Source organism: Microbacterium terricola (assembly GCF_027943945.1).
GTDB lineage: Bacteria > Actinomycetota > Actinomycetes > Actinomycetales > Microbacteriaceae > Microbacterium > Microbacterium terricola.
Window position 1 is genome coordinate 1,130,720 of record NZ_AP027141.1, and the last position, 16,230, is coordinate 1,146,949.

Consider the following 16,230-nt stretch of genomic DNA (forward strand, 5'->3'; position numbering starts at 1 on the left):
GAGAACCCCATGATCACACTCACCATCGCGCAGATCGTCCACGCCCTCTCGGGTGAACCCTTCCTCGCCGGCGGCGACACCCTGGCCACCACCGTGTCCGGCGCCGTCGACACCGACTCCCGCCTGATCGGCCCCGGTGACGTCTTCGTCGCCAAACCCGGCGAGCACACCGACGGGCACCTCTTCGTGCCGACCGTCGCCGAAGCCGGTGCGGCCCTGGCCATCGTCGAGCATCCGGTCGACGCGCAGATCACGCAGATCGTCGTCGCCGACGTCGTCACGGCCCTTGCGGACCTGGCCAGGGAGAACGTGGCCGGAGTGCGCGCGCACGGCCGGCTGCAGATCGTCGGCATCACGGGCTCCAACGGCAAGACGACGACCAAGAACATGCTGGCCCGCATCCTCGAGGACGAGGGCGAGACGGTGTCGCCGCGCGCCTCGTTCAACAACGAGGTCGGCGCGCCGCTCACGATGCTCAGGGTCGGCGACGGCACGCGCTATCTGGTGAGCGAGTTCGGCGCGAGCGCGCCGGGCGAGATCGCACGGCTCGCCGGTCTCGTCGAACCGGACTTCGGCGTCGTCCTGATGGTCGGCCTCGCCCACGCGGGCGGTTTCGGCGGCATCGAGGCGACGTTCCATGCCAAGTCGGAGCTCGTCCGCGCCCTGCGCCCTGGGGGGCTCGCCGTCCTGAACGCCGATGATCCGCGGGTGGCGGCGATGGCGCCCATCGCGGACGAGCGCGGAGTCTCGGTGCGCTGGTTCGGGCGGGGCGAGGGCGCCGACGTCCGCGCCGGCGAGATCGAGGTCACGGCGACGGGCACGTCGACCACGGTGACCGTCGACGGCGTGGAGCACGCGCTGCGCCTGCGCGTCCTCGGCGCGCACCACGTCATGAACGCCCTCGCGGCCATCGCCACGGCGACCGCCCTCGGCGTCGACGCTGCCGCCGCGGTCGCGCGACTGGAGACGCTCGAGCTCGCCGAGCGGTGGCGCATGCAGCCGCTGGGCACCGACCGCATCCGCATCATCAACGACGCGTACAACGCGAGCCCTGACTCGATGGCTGCGGCGCTGCGCACCCTCGCCCAGATCACACGGCCGGGCGAACGCACCGTCGCCGTGCTCGGTGCCATGAGCGAGCTCGGCGAGTTCGCCGAAGAGGAGCACGACCGCGTCGGGCTGCTCGCCGTCCGCCTCGGCATCCAGCGGATCGTGGTGGTCGGCGCCGACGCCCGCCGCATGTTCCTCGAAGCCATCTCGCAGGGCTCCTGGGACGGCGAGGCCGTGTTCTTCGCGACGGCGGACGAGGCGTTCGACTACCTGCAGGGCGAACTGCGCGACGGCGACCGGGTACTGGTGAAGTCGTCCAACGCGGCGGGTCTGCGGTTCCTGGGTGATCGTCTGGGAGAATCGGTCTCGTGAGATCACTACTGACGGCGGCGGCGATCTCCCTGGCGTTCACCCTTCTGCTCACCCCGGTCATCCTGCGGCTCTTCCGCCAGTGGGGCTGGGGTCAGATCATCCGCACCGAGGCCGACGGCAACGTCCCGGCCCACGAGGCCAAGCGCGGGACTCCGACGATGGGCGGCGTGATCTTCATCGTCGCCACCGTGGTGGGCTACTTCGTCGGCACGTACGCGGGCGGATTCCCTCCCACCATCTCCGGCCTCCTGGTGCTGTGGATGATGGTCGGATTCGGCATCGTCGGCTTCATCGACGACTACATGAAGGTGCACCGCCAGCGCAGCCTCGGTCTCACCGGCTGGCGCAAGATCTTCGGTCAGGTGCTGGTCACCGTGCCATGGGCCATCGTCGCCCTGCAGTTCCCGAACCAGTACGACCAGACGCCCGCCTCGCCGTTCATCTCGGTGTTCCGCGACGTGCCTGCACTGTCGTTCATGGCCATCGGCGCCGCCGGCGTCCTCATCTACCTGCTCTGGATCACCTTCATCGGGGTGGCCTGGTCCAACAGCACCAACGTCACCGACGGTCTCGACGGGCTCGCGACCGGCATCGGCATCTTCACGATCGGGGCGCTCAGCCTCGTCACCTTCTGGCAGTACCAGCAGCGCTGCTACTCGGAGGCGCTGGTCGCCGCCTACCAGTCGGCCTGCTACGAGACGCGCGATCCGCTCGACCTCACGATCGTCGCCGCCGCGTTCGTCGGCGCGCTCATCGGGTTCCTGTGGTGGAACGCGCCGCGCGCGCAGATCTTCATGGGAGACGTCGGCTCGCTCGCCATCGGCGGGGTGATCGCCTCGATGTCGATCCTGTCGCGCACGGAGATCCTCAGCATCCTCGTCGCCGGCGCCTTCATCATCGGCCCGGGTTCCGTCATCCTCCAGCGCGTGTACTTCCGGGCGACGCGCGGCAGACGCCTGTTCCTGAACAGTCCGTTCCACCATCACCTCGAGATGCGCGGGTGGCCGGAGGCGACGATCGTCGTGCGGATGTGGATCATCGCCGCGATCCTCGCCGTCAGCGGCGTCGGGCTCGCGTACGTCGAGTGGCTCTCGCGGACATGACCGCGCGGCTGGACGCCCTGACGAGCTGGCACGCCGACTGGAAGGGCCTGCGCGTCGCCGTGCTCGGGCTGTCGACCACCGGCTTCTCGGTCGCCGACACGCTCACCGAGCTCGGCGCCGAGGTGCTCGTCGTGACCGAGCGCGCCGACGAGGAGTACGAGCGTCTGCTGCCGGTCATCGGCGCGCGCCTGTGGGTGGGGTCGCTCGCCGAGGTGCCCGCCGAGCTCGCCGAGTTCGCGCCGGAGGTCGTCGTGGCCTCGCCGGGGTTCCCGCCCCAGCATCCGCTGATCGAGTGGACGCAGCGGGAGGGCATCGCGCTGTGGGGAGACATCGAGCTGGCCTGGCGCGTGCGCGACAAGGTCGTCCGCGCCGACGGCTCGCCTGCGGAGTGGATGCTAATCACCGGCACGAACGGGAAGACCACCACCACGCAGCTCACCGCCACCATGCTCGTCGCGGGCGGCCTGCGCGCGGCTCCGGTCGGCAACATCGGCACGCCGGTGCTCGACGCCGTGCGCGACCCCGCGGGGTTCGACGTGCTCGTCGTCGAGCTGTCCAGCCACCAGCTCTGGTACCTCGGCCTGCAGAGCGGGCCGCAGCCGGTGTCACCGCACGCCTCCGTCTGCCTCAACCTCGCCGACGACCACCTCGAATGGCACGGCTCCGCTGAGGCCTACCGAGCGGCGAAGGCCCACGTCTACGACCTCACCAGGGTCGCCTGCGTCTACAACAAGGCTGACGTCGCGACACGCGAGATGGTCGAGGACGCCGATGTGGTCGATGGCGCGAGGGCGATCGGGTTCGACCTCGGCGTGCCGGGCCCGAGCGACCTGGGCGTCGTCGACGGGATCCTCGTCGACCGTGCCTTCCTCGAGGACCGCCGCACCAGCGCGCTCGAGCTGACGACCGTCGCCGACCTCGCTGCCCGGGGCCTCGCCGCCCCGCACGTGGTGGCCAACATCCTGGCCGCCGCGGCTCTCGCCCGCTCGCTGGACGTGCCGCCTCGGGCCATCCGCGAGGCGCTCGAGACGTTCCGCCTCGACCCGCACCGGATCGAGGTCGTCGCCGTGGCCGAGGGCGTGACGTGGGTCGACGACTCGAAGGCCACGAATCCGCACGCCGCCTCGTCCTCGCTGACCGCCTACCCCGGCGCGGTGTGGGTCGTCGGCGGGCTGCTCAAGGGCGTCGACATCTCCGAGCTGGTCGCGGGACGCGGGCGCACGGCCAAAGCGGCGATCGTCATCGGCGCCGACCGGACCGAGGTCGTCGCGGCGTTCGCACGACACGCGCCGGCGGTGCCCGTCTTCGAGGTCGATGCCCCTGAGACTGAAGGGGTCATGGCACGGGTCGTCGAACTGGCGGCAGGGATCGCGCGTGACGGGGACGTGGTCTTGCTCGCCCCCGCCGCAGCATCCTTCGACCAGTTCTCGTCCTACGCCGACCGCGGCACGCGCTTCGCGAGCGCGGTGAGGGAACGGATCGGGAGGACAGCCGGTGACGACGACCGACGCACCGACCCTCCGCCCCGCGAACCCGCAGGCTGAGGCCCCCGCCCGGCGCGGCCTCGCCGCACGCGTCTCGCTCGGCGCCGTCTTCGCACCGGTGCCCAGCGAGTTCCTGCTGATCGCCTCGACGGCGCTCATGCTCACCGGGTTCGGGCTGGTGATGGTGCTGTCGGCGACGTCGGCCACCGCGACCGCCGCGGGGGAGCCGCCGTACGAGGACGTGCTGAAGCAGGCGGTGTTCGCCATGATCGGCATCCCGCTGATGTTCGTGGCCAGCCGGTTCCCGGTGTCGTTCTGGAAGAAGATCGCGTGGCCCGCCCTGATCGGGGCGACCCTGTTCCAGCTGCTCGTCTTCACGCCCCTCGGTGTGACCAACGACGGCAACCGCAACTGGATCACCATCGGCGGGTTCCAGGCGCAGCCGTCCGAGTTCCTCAAGCTCGCCCTCTGCCTCTGGATCGGCTACGTGCTGTTCCGCAAGCAGACGCTCCTCGCGCTCTGGCGGCACGTGTTCATCCCCCTCGTCCCCGTCTCCGCGCTCGTGATCGGCACCGTGCTCGCCGGCCACGACCTCGGCACCGTGATCATCCTCGTGCTCATCGTGCTCGGCGCGCTGTTCTTCTCCGGGGTGAAGCTGCGCATCTTCCTGCTGCCGCTGATCGCGGCCGTCGGCATCCTCGGCGTGTTCGCCGTCACGAGCCCGAACCGCATGAAGCGCATCATGAGCTTCCTGAACCCGGACTGCCTCGCGGACTACCTGAACAGCTGCTACCAGCCGCTGCACGGCATCTGGGCCCTCGCGGGCGGCGGCATCTTCGGCCTGGGCCTCGGCAACTCGCGCGAGAAGTACGACTGGCTGCCCGCCGCGTCGAACGACTACATCTTCGCGATCGTCGGCGAAGAGCTCGGCCTCATCGGGTGCATCGTGGTGCTCGCCCTGTTCACGCTGTTCACGGTGGGGGCGTTCCACGTCATCCGGAAGACGCCCGACCCGTTCGTGCGCATCGTCTCCGGCGGCATCATCGTCTGGATCGTCGGCCAGGCCCTCATCAACATCGGCGTCGTGCTGCGGGTGCTGCCGGTGCTGGGCGTGCCGCTGCCGTTCATGTCGCAGGGCGGCACGTCCCTCCTCTCGGTGCTCGTCGCCTGCGGCGCGCTGCTGTCGTTCGCCCGGACGCTGCCGGTCCGCGGCGGCATCCACCCGGTGCAGCAGCGGGTCGCGCCCCGCCAGGCGCGCTGACACTGCCGCTGCCAGGACCACGGCGCCGCCCGGGTAGGGTCGACGGGTGACGACCTACCTGCTCGCCGGCGGCGGGACCGCCGGACACGTCAACCCGCTGCTGGCTGTCGCCGACGGACTCCGCGCGCGCGACCCGGAGGCGAGCGTGCTCGTGCTCGGCACCGCCGAAGGCCTCGAGGCGCGGCTCGTGCCCGACCGCGGCTATGAGCTGCTGATCGTCGACAAGGTCCCGTTCCCGCGGCGACTGAACTCTGCTGCCGCGAAGTTCCCCGCCCGGTTCCGGGGCGCCATCGCGCAGGTGCGACGCCACATTGCCGAGCACGGTGTCGATGTCGTCGTCGGGTTCGGCGGCTACGCGGCCGCGCCGGCCTACCTCGCCGCCCGGCGCGCGGGAGTGCCGTTCGTCGTGCACGAGGCCAACGCCAAGCCGGGGCTCGCGAACGTGCTCGGGGCGCGCCGCGCGGCCCGCGTCGGCGTCGCCTTCGATGGCACGCCGCTGCGCCGTGGCGAGGTCGTCGGCATGCCGCTGCGCCGCGAGATCGTCGCGCTCGACCGCGAGGCCCTGCGCGCGGAGGCGGCGGCGCACTTCGGACTGGATGCGGGGCGCCCGACCCTGCTCGTGTTCGGCGGATCCCTGGGGGCGCTGCGCCTGAACGTCGCATTCGGCGAGGCGTGGAGCGCCGTGCTCGAGGAGGGCTGGAACCTGCTGCACGTCACCGGTGAGGCGTCCGACCTCACCGATCCCGAGGTGCCCGGCTACGCCCTGCGGCGCTACGTCGACCGGATGGACCTCGCCTTCGCCCTGGCCGACCTCATCGTGTCCCGCTCGGGCGCGGCGACCGTCAGCGAGATCAGTGCGCTCGGCATCCCCGCCGTGTACGTGCCGTACGCGGTCGGCAACGGCGAGCAGGCCCTGAACGCCGCGTCCGCCGTCGACGCGGGCGCCGCGATCCTCATCCCCGACGCCGAGTTCACCGGCGACCGGGTGCGCAGCGACGTCGTCCCGCTGCTCGCGGACGAGGCCAGGCGCGCCGCCATGACGGCGGCAGCAGCATCCGTCGGCACGCGCACAGGCACCGAGAACGTGATCGCGCTCATCGACGGAGCCCTCGGCCGCTGAGCGCGGGCGCGGCGCAGAGCCGTCGCGCAGGAGGGCCGACCTAGACTTGACGGGTCATGATCAGACCCGACCTGAGCCTTCCCATCCCCGAGCACATCGAGGCCGCGCACTTCATCGGCATCGGCGGCTCCGGCATGTCGGGGCTCGCCCGCATGTTCCTCGCGCGGGGCATCCGCGTGTCGGGATCCGACCGCGCCGACAGCCAGGCGCTGCGCGATCTCGCGGACCTCGGTGCGCGCGTGCACGTCGGACACGACGCCGCCAATCTCGGCGACGCCGACACGGTCATCCACACCGGCGCGATCTGGCCGGAGAACCCCGAGTTCGTCCTCGCCAAGGAGCGCGGGCTGCCGGTGATCCACCGTTCCCAGGCGCTGCACTGGCTGATCGGCGGACGCCGGCTCGTCTCGGTCGCCGGTGCGCACGGCAAGACGACGTCGACCGGCATGATCGTCACCGCGCTGCAGGCGCAGGGCGTCGACCCCACGTTCGTGAACGGGGGAGTGATCGCCCAGCTCGGCGTCTCCAGCGGGACGGGTTCCGACGAGCTCTTCGTCATCGAGGCGGACGAGTCGGACGGCACCTTCCTGCTCTACGACACCTCGATCGCGCTCATCACGAACGTCGACCCCGACCACCTCGACCACTGGGGCAGCGCCGACGCGTTCTACGACGGCTTCGCGACCTTCGCGAACAAGGCCCGCGAAGCGGTCGTCATCTCGGCCGACGACCCCGGCGCGCGGATCGTCGCCGAGCGGATCACGCACGACCGCGTGATGACCTTCGGAGAGTCGGATGCTGCGGACGTGCGCCTCTCGCAGGTGCGCACCGATGGGCCGGTCGCCTTCACCCTCACCCACGACGGCCGCGCGGTCGAGGGGCGACTGCAGGTGCCGGGCGCCCACAACGCGGTCAACGCCGCGGGCGTCGTGGCGGTCCTGCTCACCCTCGGCCACGACCTGGAGAGCGCCGTGCGCGCCGTCGAGGGCTTCACCGGCACCGTGCGGCGCTTCGAGCTGCACGGCGTCGCACACGGCGTCAGCGTCTTCGACGACTACGCGCACCACCCGACCGAGGTCGAGGCGGCGCTGTCCGCCGCCCGCACGGTCGTCGGCGAGGGACGCATCATCGCGCTGCACCAGCCGCACACCTACTCGCGCACCCAGCACATGTACCGCGAGTTCGCGGAGGTGCTCGAGCGCAACGCCGACCACACCGTCGTGCTGGACGTGTACGGCGCCCGTGAAGACCCGGTGCCCGGCGTCACCGGCGCGCTGGTCAGCGGCGCCTTCGCCGACCCCGCGCACGTGCACTACGTGCCCGACTGGCAGCAGGCGGCCGAGTACACCGCCGCCGTCGCCGAAGAGGGCGACTACGTCATCACCCTCGGCTGCGGCAACGTCTACCTGATCATCCCGCAGGTCCTCGAGGCGCTGGCGGCGCGGACGTAGCATGCGCCGGCCCTCGCCCCTGCCCCCGCCGGTCTCCCGGCCGACCGCGGCGCTCGACGAGCCGGCCGACGAGCCGGCAGAGCCGGCCGGCTTCCTCGCGCCGTCACGGAAGGTGGCCGACGGACTGCGGGGCGACGACCCGATCGAAGAGCGCGAGCCCGCGATCGACGCAGATCAGGACGAGACGGCGGATGCCGCATCCGCCCCGCCTGTGCGCCTCCGCGACGTGTGGGGCGCCGCCTGGGCGCGCCGGCGCGCACTGCGGGCGGAGGTGCGGCGGTTCACGGCTCGGCAGCGCCGCCGTCGCCTCATCTGGATCGGGGTCGCCGGCTCGCTCGTGATCCTCGCGCTGATCACCCTCGGCGCCGCCTACAGCCCGCTGTTCGCGGTCGAGCGGATCACGGTCGCCGGAGCGAAGCAGCTCGATGCCGCCGACGTCGAGGCCGCACTCGCCGGCCAGATGGGCACCCCGCTGCCGCTGGTGGACGAGAGCGCCGTCAAGGCGGCGCTGGTCACCTTCCCGCTTGTGGAGACGTACACCCTGGAGGCGCGGCCGCCGCACGACCTCGTGGTGCGGATCGTGGAGCGCACACCGATCGGCGTGATCAAGAGCGCCGCCGGCTACACGCTCGTCGACGCGGCCGGAGTCGCCCTCTCGACCACCCAGGAGCCCGAGGCCGGCAGTCCGCTGCTCCGGGTCACCGGTGGCGTCGACTCGCCGGCGTTCGCCGCAGTCGGGCAGGTCATGCGCTCGCTGCCGTCGTCGATCCGCAAGCAGGTGACCGGCATCAGGGCCTCGACGCCCGACGACGTCACCCTGAGGCTCGGCGGCACCCGGACGGACGTGGTGTGGGGGAGCGCGGAGGACTCCGCCACGAAGGCCGTCGTCCTCGCCAAGGCGATGAAGGCGCGGTCGCCCGAATCGGTCAGCGCGTACGACGTCTCGTCGCCCGAAGCCGTCGTCATCCGCTGACCTTCAACCCGTCCTCGAAGGCTGAGGCCGATTCCGGCGCGGATGCGGCGACACGCCCACCGCGCTGCATCCCGGTCGACGTGCGCGTTCTACTTTCGAGTCAGGAATTGCATACCGAGCAATTCTTTAAACCTCTAGTAGAGGTTCAAGGTTTGGTTCGGACGAGACGGAGAACAAGGGCATGAGCCAGAACCAGAACTACCTCGCAGTGATCAAGGTGGTCGGAGTCGGTGGCGGCGGCGTGAACGCCGTGAACCGGATGATCGAGCTGGGGCTGCGCGGAGTCGAGTTCATCGCGATCAACACCGATGCGCAGGCGCTGCTGATGAGCGACGCCGACGTCAAGCTCGACGTCGGGCGTGAGCTCACCCGCGGGCTCGGCGCGGGCGCCGACCCCGAGGTCGGGCGACGCGCGGCCGAAGACCACGCTGAGGAGATCGAAGAGGCCCTGCGCGGCGCCGACATGGTCTTCGTCACGGCGGGCGAGGGCGGCGGCACGGGCACCGGAGGTGCTCCGGTCGTGGCCAAGATCGCGAAGTCGATCGGTGCGCTCACCATCGGTGTCGTCACCAAGCCCTTCTCGTTCGAGGGCCGCCGCCGGCAGAGCCAGGCCGAGACCGGCGTGGGCAAGCTGAAGGAAGAGGTCGACACCCTCATCGTGGTGCCGAACGACCGTCTCCTCGAGATCAGCGACCGCGGCATCTCGATGATCGAGGCGTTCGCCACCGCAGACCAGGTGCTCCTCGCCGGTGTACAGGGCATCACCGACCTGATCACGACGCCCGGTCTGATCAACCTCGACTTCGCCGACGTGAAGTCGGTCATGCAGGGTGCGGGCTCGGCGCTCATGGGCATCGGGTCGGCGCGCGGCGCCGACCGCGCGATCAAGGCCGCGGAGCTCGCGGTCGAATCGCCGCTGCTGGAAGCCTCGATCGAGGGCGCCCACGGCGTGCTCCTGTCGATCCAGGGCGGGTCGAACCTCGGCATCTTCGAGATCAACGACGCCGCGCAGCTGGTGAAGGAGGCCGCGCACCCCGAGGCCAACATCATCTTCGGCACGGTCATCGACGACACCCTCGGCGACGAGGTGCGCGTCACGGTCATCGCCGCCGGCTTCGACGGTGGCGAGCCTGCTCTGCGCATCGAACCAGTGGCCGCCCGCGTGGCAGCGCCTCCCGTGCTCCCGGTGACGCCGGCCGCGGATGCCGCCAAGGAGCTCTCCGCAGACGAGCGCGAGCCCGAGAAGGTCTCGGTCTCCGTCCCCGACACGAGCTACGACTCGGCGTTCGGCGACGACGACCTCGACATCCCGGACTTCCTCAAGTAATCGATGGATGCTGATCCTGCCGACGCGCTCGCCGACCGTCTCTCCGAGGTCGACGAGCGCATCGCGCAGGCCGCGCGTGCGGCGGGGCGCGACCCCGCCGCACTCACGCGCATCGTGGTGACGAAGTTCCACCCCGCGTCCCTCGTCGATGAGCTCGCCGCCCTCGGCGTGCGCGATGTCGGCGAGAACCGGCAGCAGGAGCTCACCGCGAAGATCGCGGAGCTCGGCCCTCGTGCCGACCTCACCTGGCATTTCATCGGGCAGGTTCAGACCAAGAAGGCCCGGGCGGTGCGCGCCGGTGCGTCCGTCGTGCACTCGCTCGACCGCATCCGCCTCGCGGACGCGCTCGATGCGGCCGCCGACGACACGGTGCTCGACGTGCTGCTCCAGGTGAACCTCACCGACGACCCCGCCCGCGGGGGCGTCACCCCCGCAGACCTTGCGGCGCTGGCCGAGCACGCCGCCGGGCTGACCACGCTGCGTGTCCGCGGCGTGATGGCCGTCGCGCCCCTCGGCGAGCACCCGGCGTCCGCCTTCGCGCGGCTCGCCGGTCACGCCGCGACCGTGCGCGCCACCGTGCCGGATGCCACCTGGATCTCCGCGGGGATGACCGCGGATTTCGCCGAGGCGATCGCCGCGGGCGCGACACACCTGCGCATCGGCTCGGCAATCACGGGCCCGAGGCCCCTGCACGGTTAGCCTCGGAAGAGCAGAGCGAACCACGGAGGATGCGATGTCGAACCCGCTCAAGAAGACCATGGTGTACCTGGGCCTCGCCGACGAGGAAGAGGTCTACGAGGAGCCGGCTCCGGTGAGCCGCAAGGCGTCGACGCAGGTCGCCGAGAAGACGGGAACCGTCACGCCCCTGCACCGCCCCGCGGTGGTGCGCCAGCCGGCAGTCGGGACCGTGAGCGAGATCCTCACCGTGCACCCCAAGCAGTACCGCGACGCACAGGTGATCGCCGAGAACTTCCGTGACGGCATCCCCGTCATCATCAACCTCTCGCAGATGAGCGACGCGGACGCACGGCGCCTGGTCGACTTCGCGAGCGGACTCTCCCTCGGCCTCTACGGACGCATCGAGCGGGTCACGAGCAAGGTCTTCCTGCTCTCGCCCGAGCACGTCGCCGTGTCCGGCGACGGGGCTGTGGCGCAGGCCGACCCCGAGTCGGTTCCCTTCGCCCAGTAGACCGTGGTCGTCGTACAGGTCGTCGCGGCGGTCCTCAACACCCTCCTGCTGATCTACATCCTGGTGCTGCTCGCGCGCATGATCCTGGACTGGATCCCGTTCTTCAACAGGGAGTGGCGTCCGCGCGGAGCCGGGCTCGTGGCGGCGGAGGTCGTCTACACGGTCACCGACCCTCCGCTGCGGTTCTTCCGACGCCTGATCCCTCCGCTGCGCATCGGCTCGATCGCGATCGATCTCGGTTTCACCATCACGCTGATCCTCTGCTTCGTGCTGATGAATATCACCGCTGCGCTGTATTGAGCGTGTCGCTACCTTCGACACCCCCGCAGGCGACGGCTATGCTTGCGAGGTACGACCCGCCACTTGGGGGGTCTGCCCCTGACATCGACCAGCGACTTCGGCGCTCGAAGAAGGAAACACCATGGCATTGACCCCGGATGACGTCGTCACCAAGCAGTTCCAGCACGTTCGCTTCAAGGAGGGCTTCGACCCGGACGAGGTCGACGACTTCCTCGACGAGATCGTGGTCGAATGGCGCAAGACCATCGCCGAGAACGACGAGCTGAAGGCCAAGCTGGCCGCGTTCGAGTCCGGCGAGACCCCGGCCGCTGCCGCTCCGGTCGAGCAGCCCGTGGCAGAGCCCGTCGTCGAGCAGCCTGCTCCCGTAGCCGAGGTGCCGGCACCGACGCCCGCACCCGTGTCCACTGCGGCTCCTGCCGCCGCGACGGCCGGCATCATCGAGCTCGCGCAGCGTCTGCACGACGAGCACGTCGCCGAGGGTCAGGCCAAGCGCGACCAGCTCATCTCCGAAGCCAACGCCCAGGCCGCGTCGATCGTCGCCGAGGCCGAGGCCAAGGGCCGCGACGAGCTCGCGCGCCTCGAGAAGGAGCGCGCGTCGCTGGAGAGCAGCATCAGCGAGCTCCGCGACTTCGAGCGCGACTACCGCACGCAGCTGCGCAGCTACATCGAGGGTCAGCTCCGCGACCTCGAGACCACGACCGCCGGCTCCGGCGTGTCGGCTGTCAGCTAGGTCTCGTCTTTGACGGATCGATCACAGCGGTCCTCGGAGCGACGAGAACGGTCACTGAACCCGTCGAAGGGTCAGAAGGCGGCCGGCATCACCATCGCGATTCTCGCGGTGCTGGTGCTGGCCGCCGATCAGTTCACCAAGTACCTCGCGATCGAGAACCTTCCTCCTGAGGAGCCCGTCCACATCCTGGGCGACTTCCTCATCTTCTATCTCGTGCGCAATCCCGGCGCGGCGTTCTCGCTGGGCGAAGAGGTCACCTGGATCTTCACGATCGCGCTGGCCCTCGTGGCGATCGCGATCGTCTGGCTGGCGTTCACGCGCATCCGCTCGAAGGCGTGGGCGGTCGTCCTCGGCCTGCTGCTCGGCGGCGTGCTCGGCAACCTCACCGACCGCCTGCTGCGCCCACCGGGGTTCGCCGTCGGGCACGTCATCGACTTCATCAACACGCCCTGGATGATGCCCGCGATCTACAACGTCGCCGACATGTTCATCGTGACGATGATGATCTCGGTCGCCCTGCTCGTGCTGCTCGGTCGCAACATCGACGGCACGCGTGAGCGTCGTGGTGCCGACTCGGCAGCGGATGACGCGGATGCTGCGGCCCCCGCATCCGATCAGCCGACCGCCGCGCAGGACTGACGTGGAATCCCGCAGCCTGCCCGTTCCGGACGGCCTGGACGGCACGCGCGTCGACGCGGCCCTCGCCAAGATGCTCGGATTCTCGCGCACGTTCGCCGCGGAGGTCGCCGAGGCCGGCGGCGTCGCGATGGACGGGCGCACACTCGCCAAGAGCGACAAGCTCCGCGGCGGCGCCTGGCTCGATGTGGAGTGGGCTCCCAAAGAGGAGCCGCGCGTCGTGCCCGTCGCCGTCCCTGATCTCGGCATCGTCTACGACGACGACGAGATCGTGGTCGTCGACAAGCCGTCGGGCGTGGCCGCCCACCCCTCACTCGGCTGGGAGGGCCCGACCGTGCTCGGCGCCCTCGCCGCGGGCGGATTCCGCATCGCCACGACCGGCGCCGCCGAGCGGCAGGGGATCGTGCACCGCCTCGATGTCGGCACGAGCGGGCTGATGGTGGTCGCCAAGACCGAGCGCGCCTACACCGTGCTGAAGCGCGCGTTCAAGGAGCGCGAGGTCGAGAAGATCTACCATGCCGTCGTGCAGGGCCACCCGGATCCGCTCGTCGGCACCATCGACGCGCCGATCGGCCGCCACCCGAGCCACTCGTGGAAGTTCGCCGTGACGCCCGACGGCAAGGACTCGGTCACCCACTACGAGACGCTCGAGGCGTTCCCGGGAGCATCGCTGCTCGAGATCCATCTCGAGACAGGCCGCACGCATCAGATCCGCGTGCACATGGCCGCGCACCGGCATCCCTGCGTGGGGGATCCGCTCTACGGCGGCGACCCGACCCTGGCGGCGCGGCTCGGTCTCATCCGGCAGTGGCTGCATGCGCACGAGCTCTCGTTCGCGCACCCGGCGACCGGCGACCAGGTCACGTTCCGCTCGGAGTACCCGCCAGATCTGCAGCACGCACTGGACGTGCTGCGCGGGGACTGATCAGCGCCCGCCCTCGAAGCGGGCGGGACCGGCCGGATCCACGGCGGCTTCGACGCGCCTTCGCATGTCACCGGCGAGGTCGGCGACGCTCAGCGGATACCACCCGACCTCGGTCATCTCGCCGTCGGCGGGGTAGGGGTCGCCGGACACCCACGAGCAGCGGAACGTGAGGTCGAGGTAGTCGCTCTGATCGCCGTTCGCGTAGGTCACCCGCGGGATCTGATGCACCCATGCCAGTCGGTCGACGGTGATGACGACGCCGGCCTCCTCGAGCGCTTCGCGGGCGGCTGCGTCGGCAGGCTCCTCGCCGGGGTCGATGATCCCTGTGATGGGGGTGAGTTCGCCGGTGTCCTCGCGGCGGCCGAGCAGCACTTCGTCGCCGCGGACGATCACGGCAGTGACCCCTGACAGGGGGAGCGGCATCGTGCCGACATGGCGGCGCAGTTCGAGGATGAAGTCGGGCGTCGGCATGCCGCCAGCCTACGGCCGGGCGCGCGGGCGTTGCCCGGTGTCCCACCCCGGTGGGACCCTGGCCGCATGGCGATCGAGGTGCGTCCGGCGGCCGAGTTCGACGACGTCGCGACGATGGTGGGGCCGAAGAAGCCCGAATCGAACGTGTGCTGGTGCCTGAGCTACCGCATCCCCTCGAAGGAGAACCTCGACCTGCGCGGCCCTGAGCGGGGCGAGCGGGTCCGGCGCCTGATGGCCGACGAGCCGCATCCGATCGGCGTGCTCGCCTACGACGGCGATGAGGTGGTCGGGTGGGCTGCCGTGGCCCCGCGGGCCGACACGCACTTCGCGACGTTCCGCAAGATCCCCCATGTGGACGACCTCCCGGTCTGGTCGATCTGGTGCTTCCGGGTGCGGCCGGGGCACCGCAAGCAGGGCATCATGCACGCGCTGCTCGAGGGCGCCGTCGCGTTCGCGAAAGAGCACGGGGCGCCCGCCGTCGAGGGCTACCCGGTCGACAACGAGGCGAAGAAGGTCGACCTGACCATGGCGTACGTCGGCACGCGGCGGCTGTTCGAGGAGGGCGGGTTCACGAAGGCAGCAGACACCGAGTCGGTGCTGAGCGGCTTCCCTCGGGTGCTGATGCGCCGCGACCTGTCCTAGAACAGCGAGCCGAGGACATCCAGCCGCACCTGCGCCGCGATCGCGATCAGGGCGTAATCCAGCACGGTGATCAGCAGCGCCCACGAGGAGAGCGTCCTGCCGAAGCTGCGGGCGCGTTCGCCCCAGACGCCGTCGCGCAGCATCCATCCCAGCGTGAACCAGAACAGCGGGATCGTGACGAGCCACACGACCATGCACCACGGGCACAGCGAGCCGTACTCGAACACGCTGCGCCAGGCGAGGACGTGCACGAACACGAAGGCGGCCCCGACGAACGACAGGAATGTGCGCCAGTACCACCGCCGCAGTCCGCCGGGAGCGGCGAACGCGCTCATCGCCGCGTAGAGCGGGCCGCAGAACAGCACGATCCCGATGATCGAGTTCGAGAACCCGAGCAGGTTGCCTCCGGGGGACAGCAGGTTCGGACCGCAGGTCACGATCACGCTGATCGAGCAGGAGATGAGCGCATCGCTCCCCGTCAGCTGCCCGACGTACTCCAGGTAGAGAAGGAACGACACCACTCCGCCGAGCAGGGCGGCGATGATCCAGAACACCGCCAGGCCGCGCGGAGGACGCGCGAGAAGAGGAACGGATGCTGCCGCCGGCGCGTCGCTCATACGCCCATTGTCGACACCAGGGCCCGTCGGCGACAGCCACCGGGCCGGGAATATCGCCCTGGCGATAGGTTGGCACCGTGATCGCACTGCTCCGGCGCCGGTTCGACCGCGCCCACTCCCTGTACGCCGACCTCGCCGACGAGCTCACCGCCGAGCAGCTCGGCTCGACGCTGGCCGACCTGCCGTCGAACACGATCGGCGGGCAGCTGTGGTGCGTGCTCGGCGCGCGCGAGAGCTACCCCCGTGCCGCGGTGGCAGGGGAGTGGCAGGGCTTCACCTCTCCGCTCGACGCGGCAGGCGTGACCGACCCGACCGCCGTGCGCGCCGCCCTGCGGGCGACGCACGCCGACGTCGACGCGTGGCTCGGGAGCATCGACCCGGCCGACGAGGACTCGCTGACGTACGCGCTCGCGCTGCTCGAGCACGAGACGCAGCATCACGGCCAGCTGATCCGCTACCTGTACGGGCTCGGGATCCCGCGCCCCGCATCGTGGCAGCGGCAGTACGCGCTCGACGAGGAGTCCTGACCCGGGCTTCACCCTGAGGTCGAGGGTGAGGTCAGCTGGGGCGGCAATCGCC

The 16,230-nt window shown here is 70.5% G+C and carries 18 protein-coding genes; 16 read left to right on the forward strand and 2 right to left on the reverse strand.

Annotation, left to right across the window (positions count from 1 at the left end; genetic code table 11):
• Positions 1-9: 9 nt before the first annotated feature.
• The 14 genes from Microterr_RS05255 (at position 10) to Microterr_RS05320 (ending at position 13,921) form a co-directional block, all read left to right on the forward strand.
• The gene (locus tag Microterr_RS05255) at positions 10-1,422 is read left to right on the forward strand and encodes a UDP-N-acetylmuramoyl-tripeptide--D-alanyl-D-alanine ligase (protein WP_263795746.1); all 1,413 of its coding nucleotides are present in this window, start codon (positions 10-12) and stop codon (positions 1,420-1,422) included.
• Positions 1,419-2,525, forward strand: coding sequence for a phospho-N-acetylmuramoyl-pentapeptide-transferase (gene mraY, locus Microterr_RS05260; RefSeq protein ID WP_263795745.1), 1,107 nt, complete (start codon positions 1,419-1,421; stop codon positions 2,523-2,525). Before Microterr_RS05255 ends, mraY begins: the two co-directional genes overlap by 4 nt.
• Complete coding sequence (murD, locus tag Microterr_RS05265; protein WP_263795744.1) at positions 2,522-4,069, forward strand: UDP-N-acetylmuramoyl-L-alanine--D-glutamate ligase; 1,548 nt, start codon at positions 2,522-2,524, stop codon at positions 4,067-4,069. The genes mraY and murD overlap by 4 nt, the downstream gene beginning before the upstream one ends.
• Positions 4,020-5,270, forward strand: coding sequence for a putative lipid II flippase FtsW (gene ftsW, locus Microterr_RS05270; RefSeq protein WP_263795743.1), 1,251 nt, complete (start codon positions 4,020-4,022; stop codon positions 5,268-5,270). The genes murD and ftsW overlap by 50 nt, the downstream gene beginning before the upstream one ends.
• Positions 5,271-5,316: 46 nt before the next feature.
• Positions 5,317-6,390 (forward strand): UDP-N-acetylglucosamine--N-acetylmuramyl-(pentapeptide) pyrophosphoryl-undecaprenol N-acetylglucosamine transferase, encoded by a 1,074-nt coding sequence (locus Microterr_RS05275; protein WP_263795742.1) that lies wholly within the window; start codon positions 5,317-5,319, stop codon positions 6,388-6,390.
• Between the two features lie 56 nt (positions 6,391-6,446).
• Positions 6,447-7,841 carry a UDP-N-acetylmuramate--L-alanine ligase gene (murC, locus tag Microterr_RS05280; RefSeq protein ID WP_263795741.1) on the forward strand — a complete coding sequence of 465 codons (1,395 nt, stop codon included), beginning with the start codon at positions 6,447-6,449 and terminating at the stop codon, positions 7,839-7,841.
• A 1-nt stretch (position 7,842) separates the two neighbouring features.
• Positions 7,843-8,814 carry an FtsQ-type POTRA domain-containing protein gene (locus Microterr_RS05285; RefSeq protein ID WP_263795740.1) on the forward strand — a complete coding sequence of 324 codons (972 nt, stop codon included), beginning with the start codon at positions 7,843-7,845 and terminating at the stop codon, positions 8,812-8,814.
• A 181-nt stretch (positions 8,815-8,995) separates the two neighbouring features.
• Positions 8,996-10,141 (forward strand): cell division protein FtsZ, encoded by a 1,146-nt coding sequence (gene ftsZ / locus Microterr_RS05290; protein WP_263795739.1) that lies wholly within the window; start codon positions 8,996-8,998, stop codon positions 10,139-10,141.
• A gap of 3 nt (positions 10,142-10,144) precedes the next feature.
• On the forward strand, positions 10,145-10,840 hold the full coding sequence (locus Microterr_RS05295) for a YggS family pyridoxal phosphate-dependent enzyme (RefSeq protein ID WP_263795738.1): 696 nt from the start codon (positions 10,145-10,147) through the stop codon (positions 10,838-10,840).
• A gap of 34 nt (positions 10,841-10,874) precedes the next feature.
• The gene (locus Microterr_RS05300) at positions 10,875-11,330 is read left to right on the forward strand and encodes a cell division protein SepF (protein WP_263795737.1); all 456 of its coding nucleotides are present in this window, start codon (positions 10,875-10,877) and stop codon (positions 11,328-11,330) included.
• A gap of 3 nt (positions 11,331-11,333) precedes the next feature.
• Positions 11,334-11,630, forward strand: coding sequence for a YggT family protein (locus Microterr_RS05305; RefSeq protein ID WP_263795736.1), 297 nt, complete (start codon positions 11,334-11,336; stop codon positions 11,628-11,630).
• 121 nt (positions 11,631-11,751) lie between these two features.
• Positions 11,752-12,360, forward strand: coding sequence for a DivIVA domain-containing protein (locus tag Microterr_RS05310; RefSeq protein ID WP_263795735.1), 609 nt, complete (start codon positions 11,752-11,754; stop codon positions 12,358-12,360).
• Positions 12,361-12,369: 9 nt separating this feature from the next.
• Positions 12,370-12,999 (forward strand): signal peptidase II, encoded by a 630-nt coding sequence (gene lspA / locus Microterr_RS05315; RefSeq protein WP_404810160.1) that lies wholly within the window; start codon positions 12,370-12,372, stop codon positions 12,997-12,999.
• A gap of 1 nt (position 13,000) precedes the next feature.
• Positions 13,001-13,921: an RluA family pseudouridine synthase gene (locus Microterr_RS05320; RefSeq protein ID WP_263795734.1), complete on the forward strand. Its 921-nt coding sequence runs from the start codon at positions 13,001-13,003 to the stop codon at positions 13,919-13,921.
• Here Microterr_RS05320 and Microterr_RS05325 read toward each other — a convergent pair whose 3' ends face one another.
• Positions 13,922-14,392: an NUDIX domain-containing protein gene (locus Microterr_RS05325; protein WP_263795733.1), complete on the reverse strand. Its 471-nt coding sequence runs from the start codon at positions 14,390-14,392 to the stop codon at positions 13,922-13,924.
• Between the two features lie 66 nt (positions 14,393-14,458).
• On the opposite strand from Microterr_RS05325, the gene Microterr_RS05330 reads away from it, so the two are divergent.
• Positions 14,459-15,034 (forward strand): GNAT family N-acetyltransferase, encoded by a 576-nt coding sequence (locus tag Microterr_RS05330; RefSeq protein WP_263795732.1) that lies wholly within the window; start codon positions 14,459-14,461, stop codon positions 15,032-15,034.
• On the opposite strand, the gene Microterr_RS05335 is transcribed toward Microterr_RS05330, so the two are convergent.
• Positions 15,031-15,651: a vitamin K epoxide reductase family protein gene (locus Microterr_RS05335; protein WP_263795731.1), complete on the reverse strand. Its 621-nt coding sequence runs from the start codon at positions 15,649-15,651 to the stop codon at positions 15,031-15,033. The genes Microterr_RS05330 and Microterr_RS05335 overlap by 4 nt on opposite strands.
• Positions 15,652-15,728: 77 nt before the next feature.
• On the opposite strand from Microterr_RS05335, the gene Microterr_RS05340 reads away from it, so the two are divergent.
• On the forward strand, positions 15,729-16,178 hold the full coding sequence (locus Microterr_RS05340) for a DinB family protein (protein WP_263795730.1): 450 nt from the start codon (positions 15,729-15,731) through the stop codon (positions 16,176-16,178).
• The last annotated feature ends 52 nt before the right edge of the window (positions 16,179-16,230 follow it).

What these genes read in the sequence shown, in the direction of transcription:
- Microterr_RS05310 (WP_263795735.1), top strand. Translation starts at nt 11,752, where the DNA reads ATGGCATTGACCCCGGATGACGTCGTCACCAAGCAGTTCCAGCACGTT.
- Microterr_RS05255 (WP_263795746.1), top strand. Translation starts at nt 10, where the DNA reads ATGATCACACTCACCATCGCGCAGATCGTCCACGCCCTCTCGGGTGAA.
- Microterr_RS05295 (WP_263795738.1), top strand. Translation starts at nt 10,145, where the DNA reads ATGGATGCTGATCCTGCCGACGCGCTCGCCGACCGTCTCTCCGAGGTC.
- ftsZ (WP_263795739.1), top strand. Translation starts at nt 8,996, where the DNA reads ATGAGCCAGAACCAGAACTACCTCGCAGTGATCAAGGTGGTCGGAGTC.
- Microterr_RS05335 (WP_263795731.1), bottom strand. Translation starts at nt 15,651, where the DNA reads ATGAGCGACGCGCCGGCGGCAGCATCCGTTCCTCTTCTCGCGCGTCCT.
- Microterr_RS05300 (WP_263795737.1), top strand. Translation starts at nt 10,875, where the DNA reads ATGTCGAACCCGCTCAAGAAGACCATGGTGTACCTGGGCCTCGCCGAC.
- murD (WP_263795744.1), top strand. Translation starts at nt 2,522, where the DNA reads ATGACCGCGCGGCTGGACGCCCTGACGAGCTGGCACGCCGACTGGAAG.
- Microterr_RS05325 (WP_263795733.1), bottom strand. Translation starts at nt 14,392, where the DNA reads ATGCCGACGCCCGACTTCATCCTCGAACTGCGCCGCCATGTCGGCACG.
- Microterr_RS05330 (WP_263795732.1), top strand. Translation starts at nt 14,459, where the DNA reads ATGGCGATCGAGGTGCGTCCGGCGGCCGAGTTCGACGACGTCGCGACG.
- murC (WP_263795741.1), top strand. Translation starts at nt 6,447, where the DNA reads ATGATCAGACCCGACCTGAGCCTTCCCATCCCCGAGCACATCGAGGCC.
- Microterr_RS05285 (WP_263795740.1), top strand. Translation starts at nt 7,843, where the DNA reads ATGCGCCGGCCCTCGCCCCTGCCCCCGCCGGTCTCCCGGCCGACCGCG.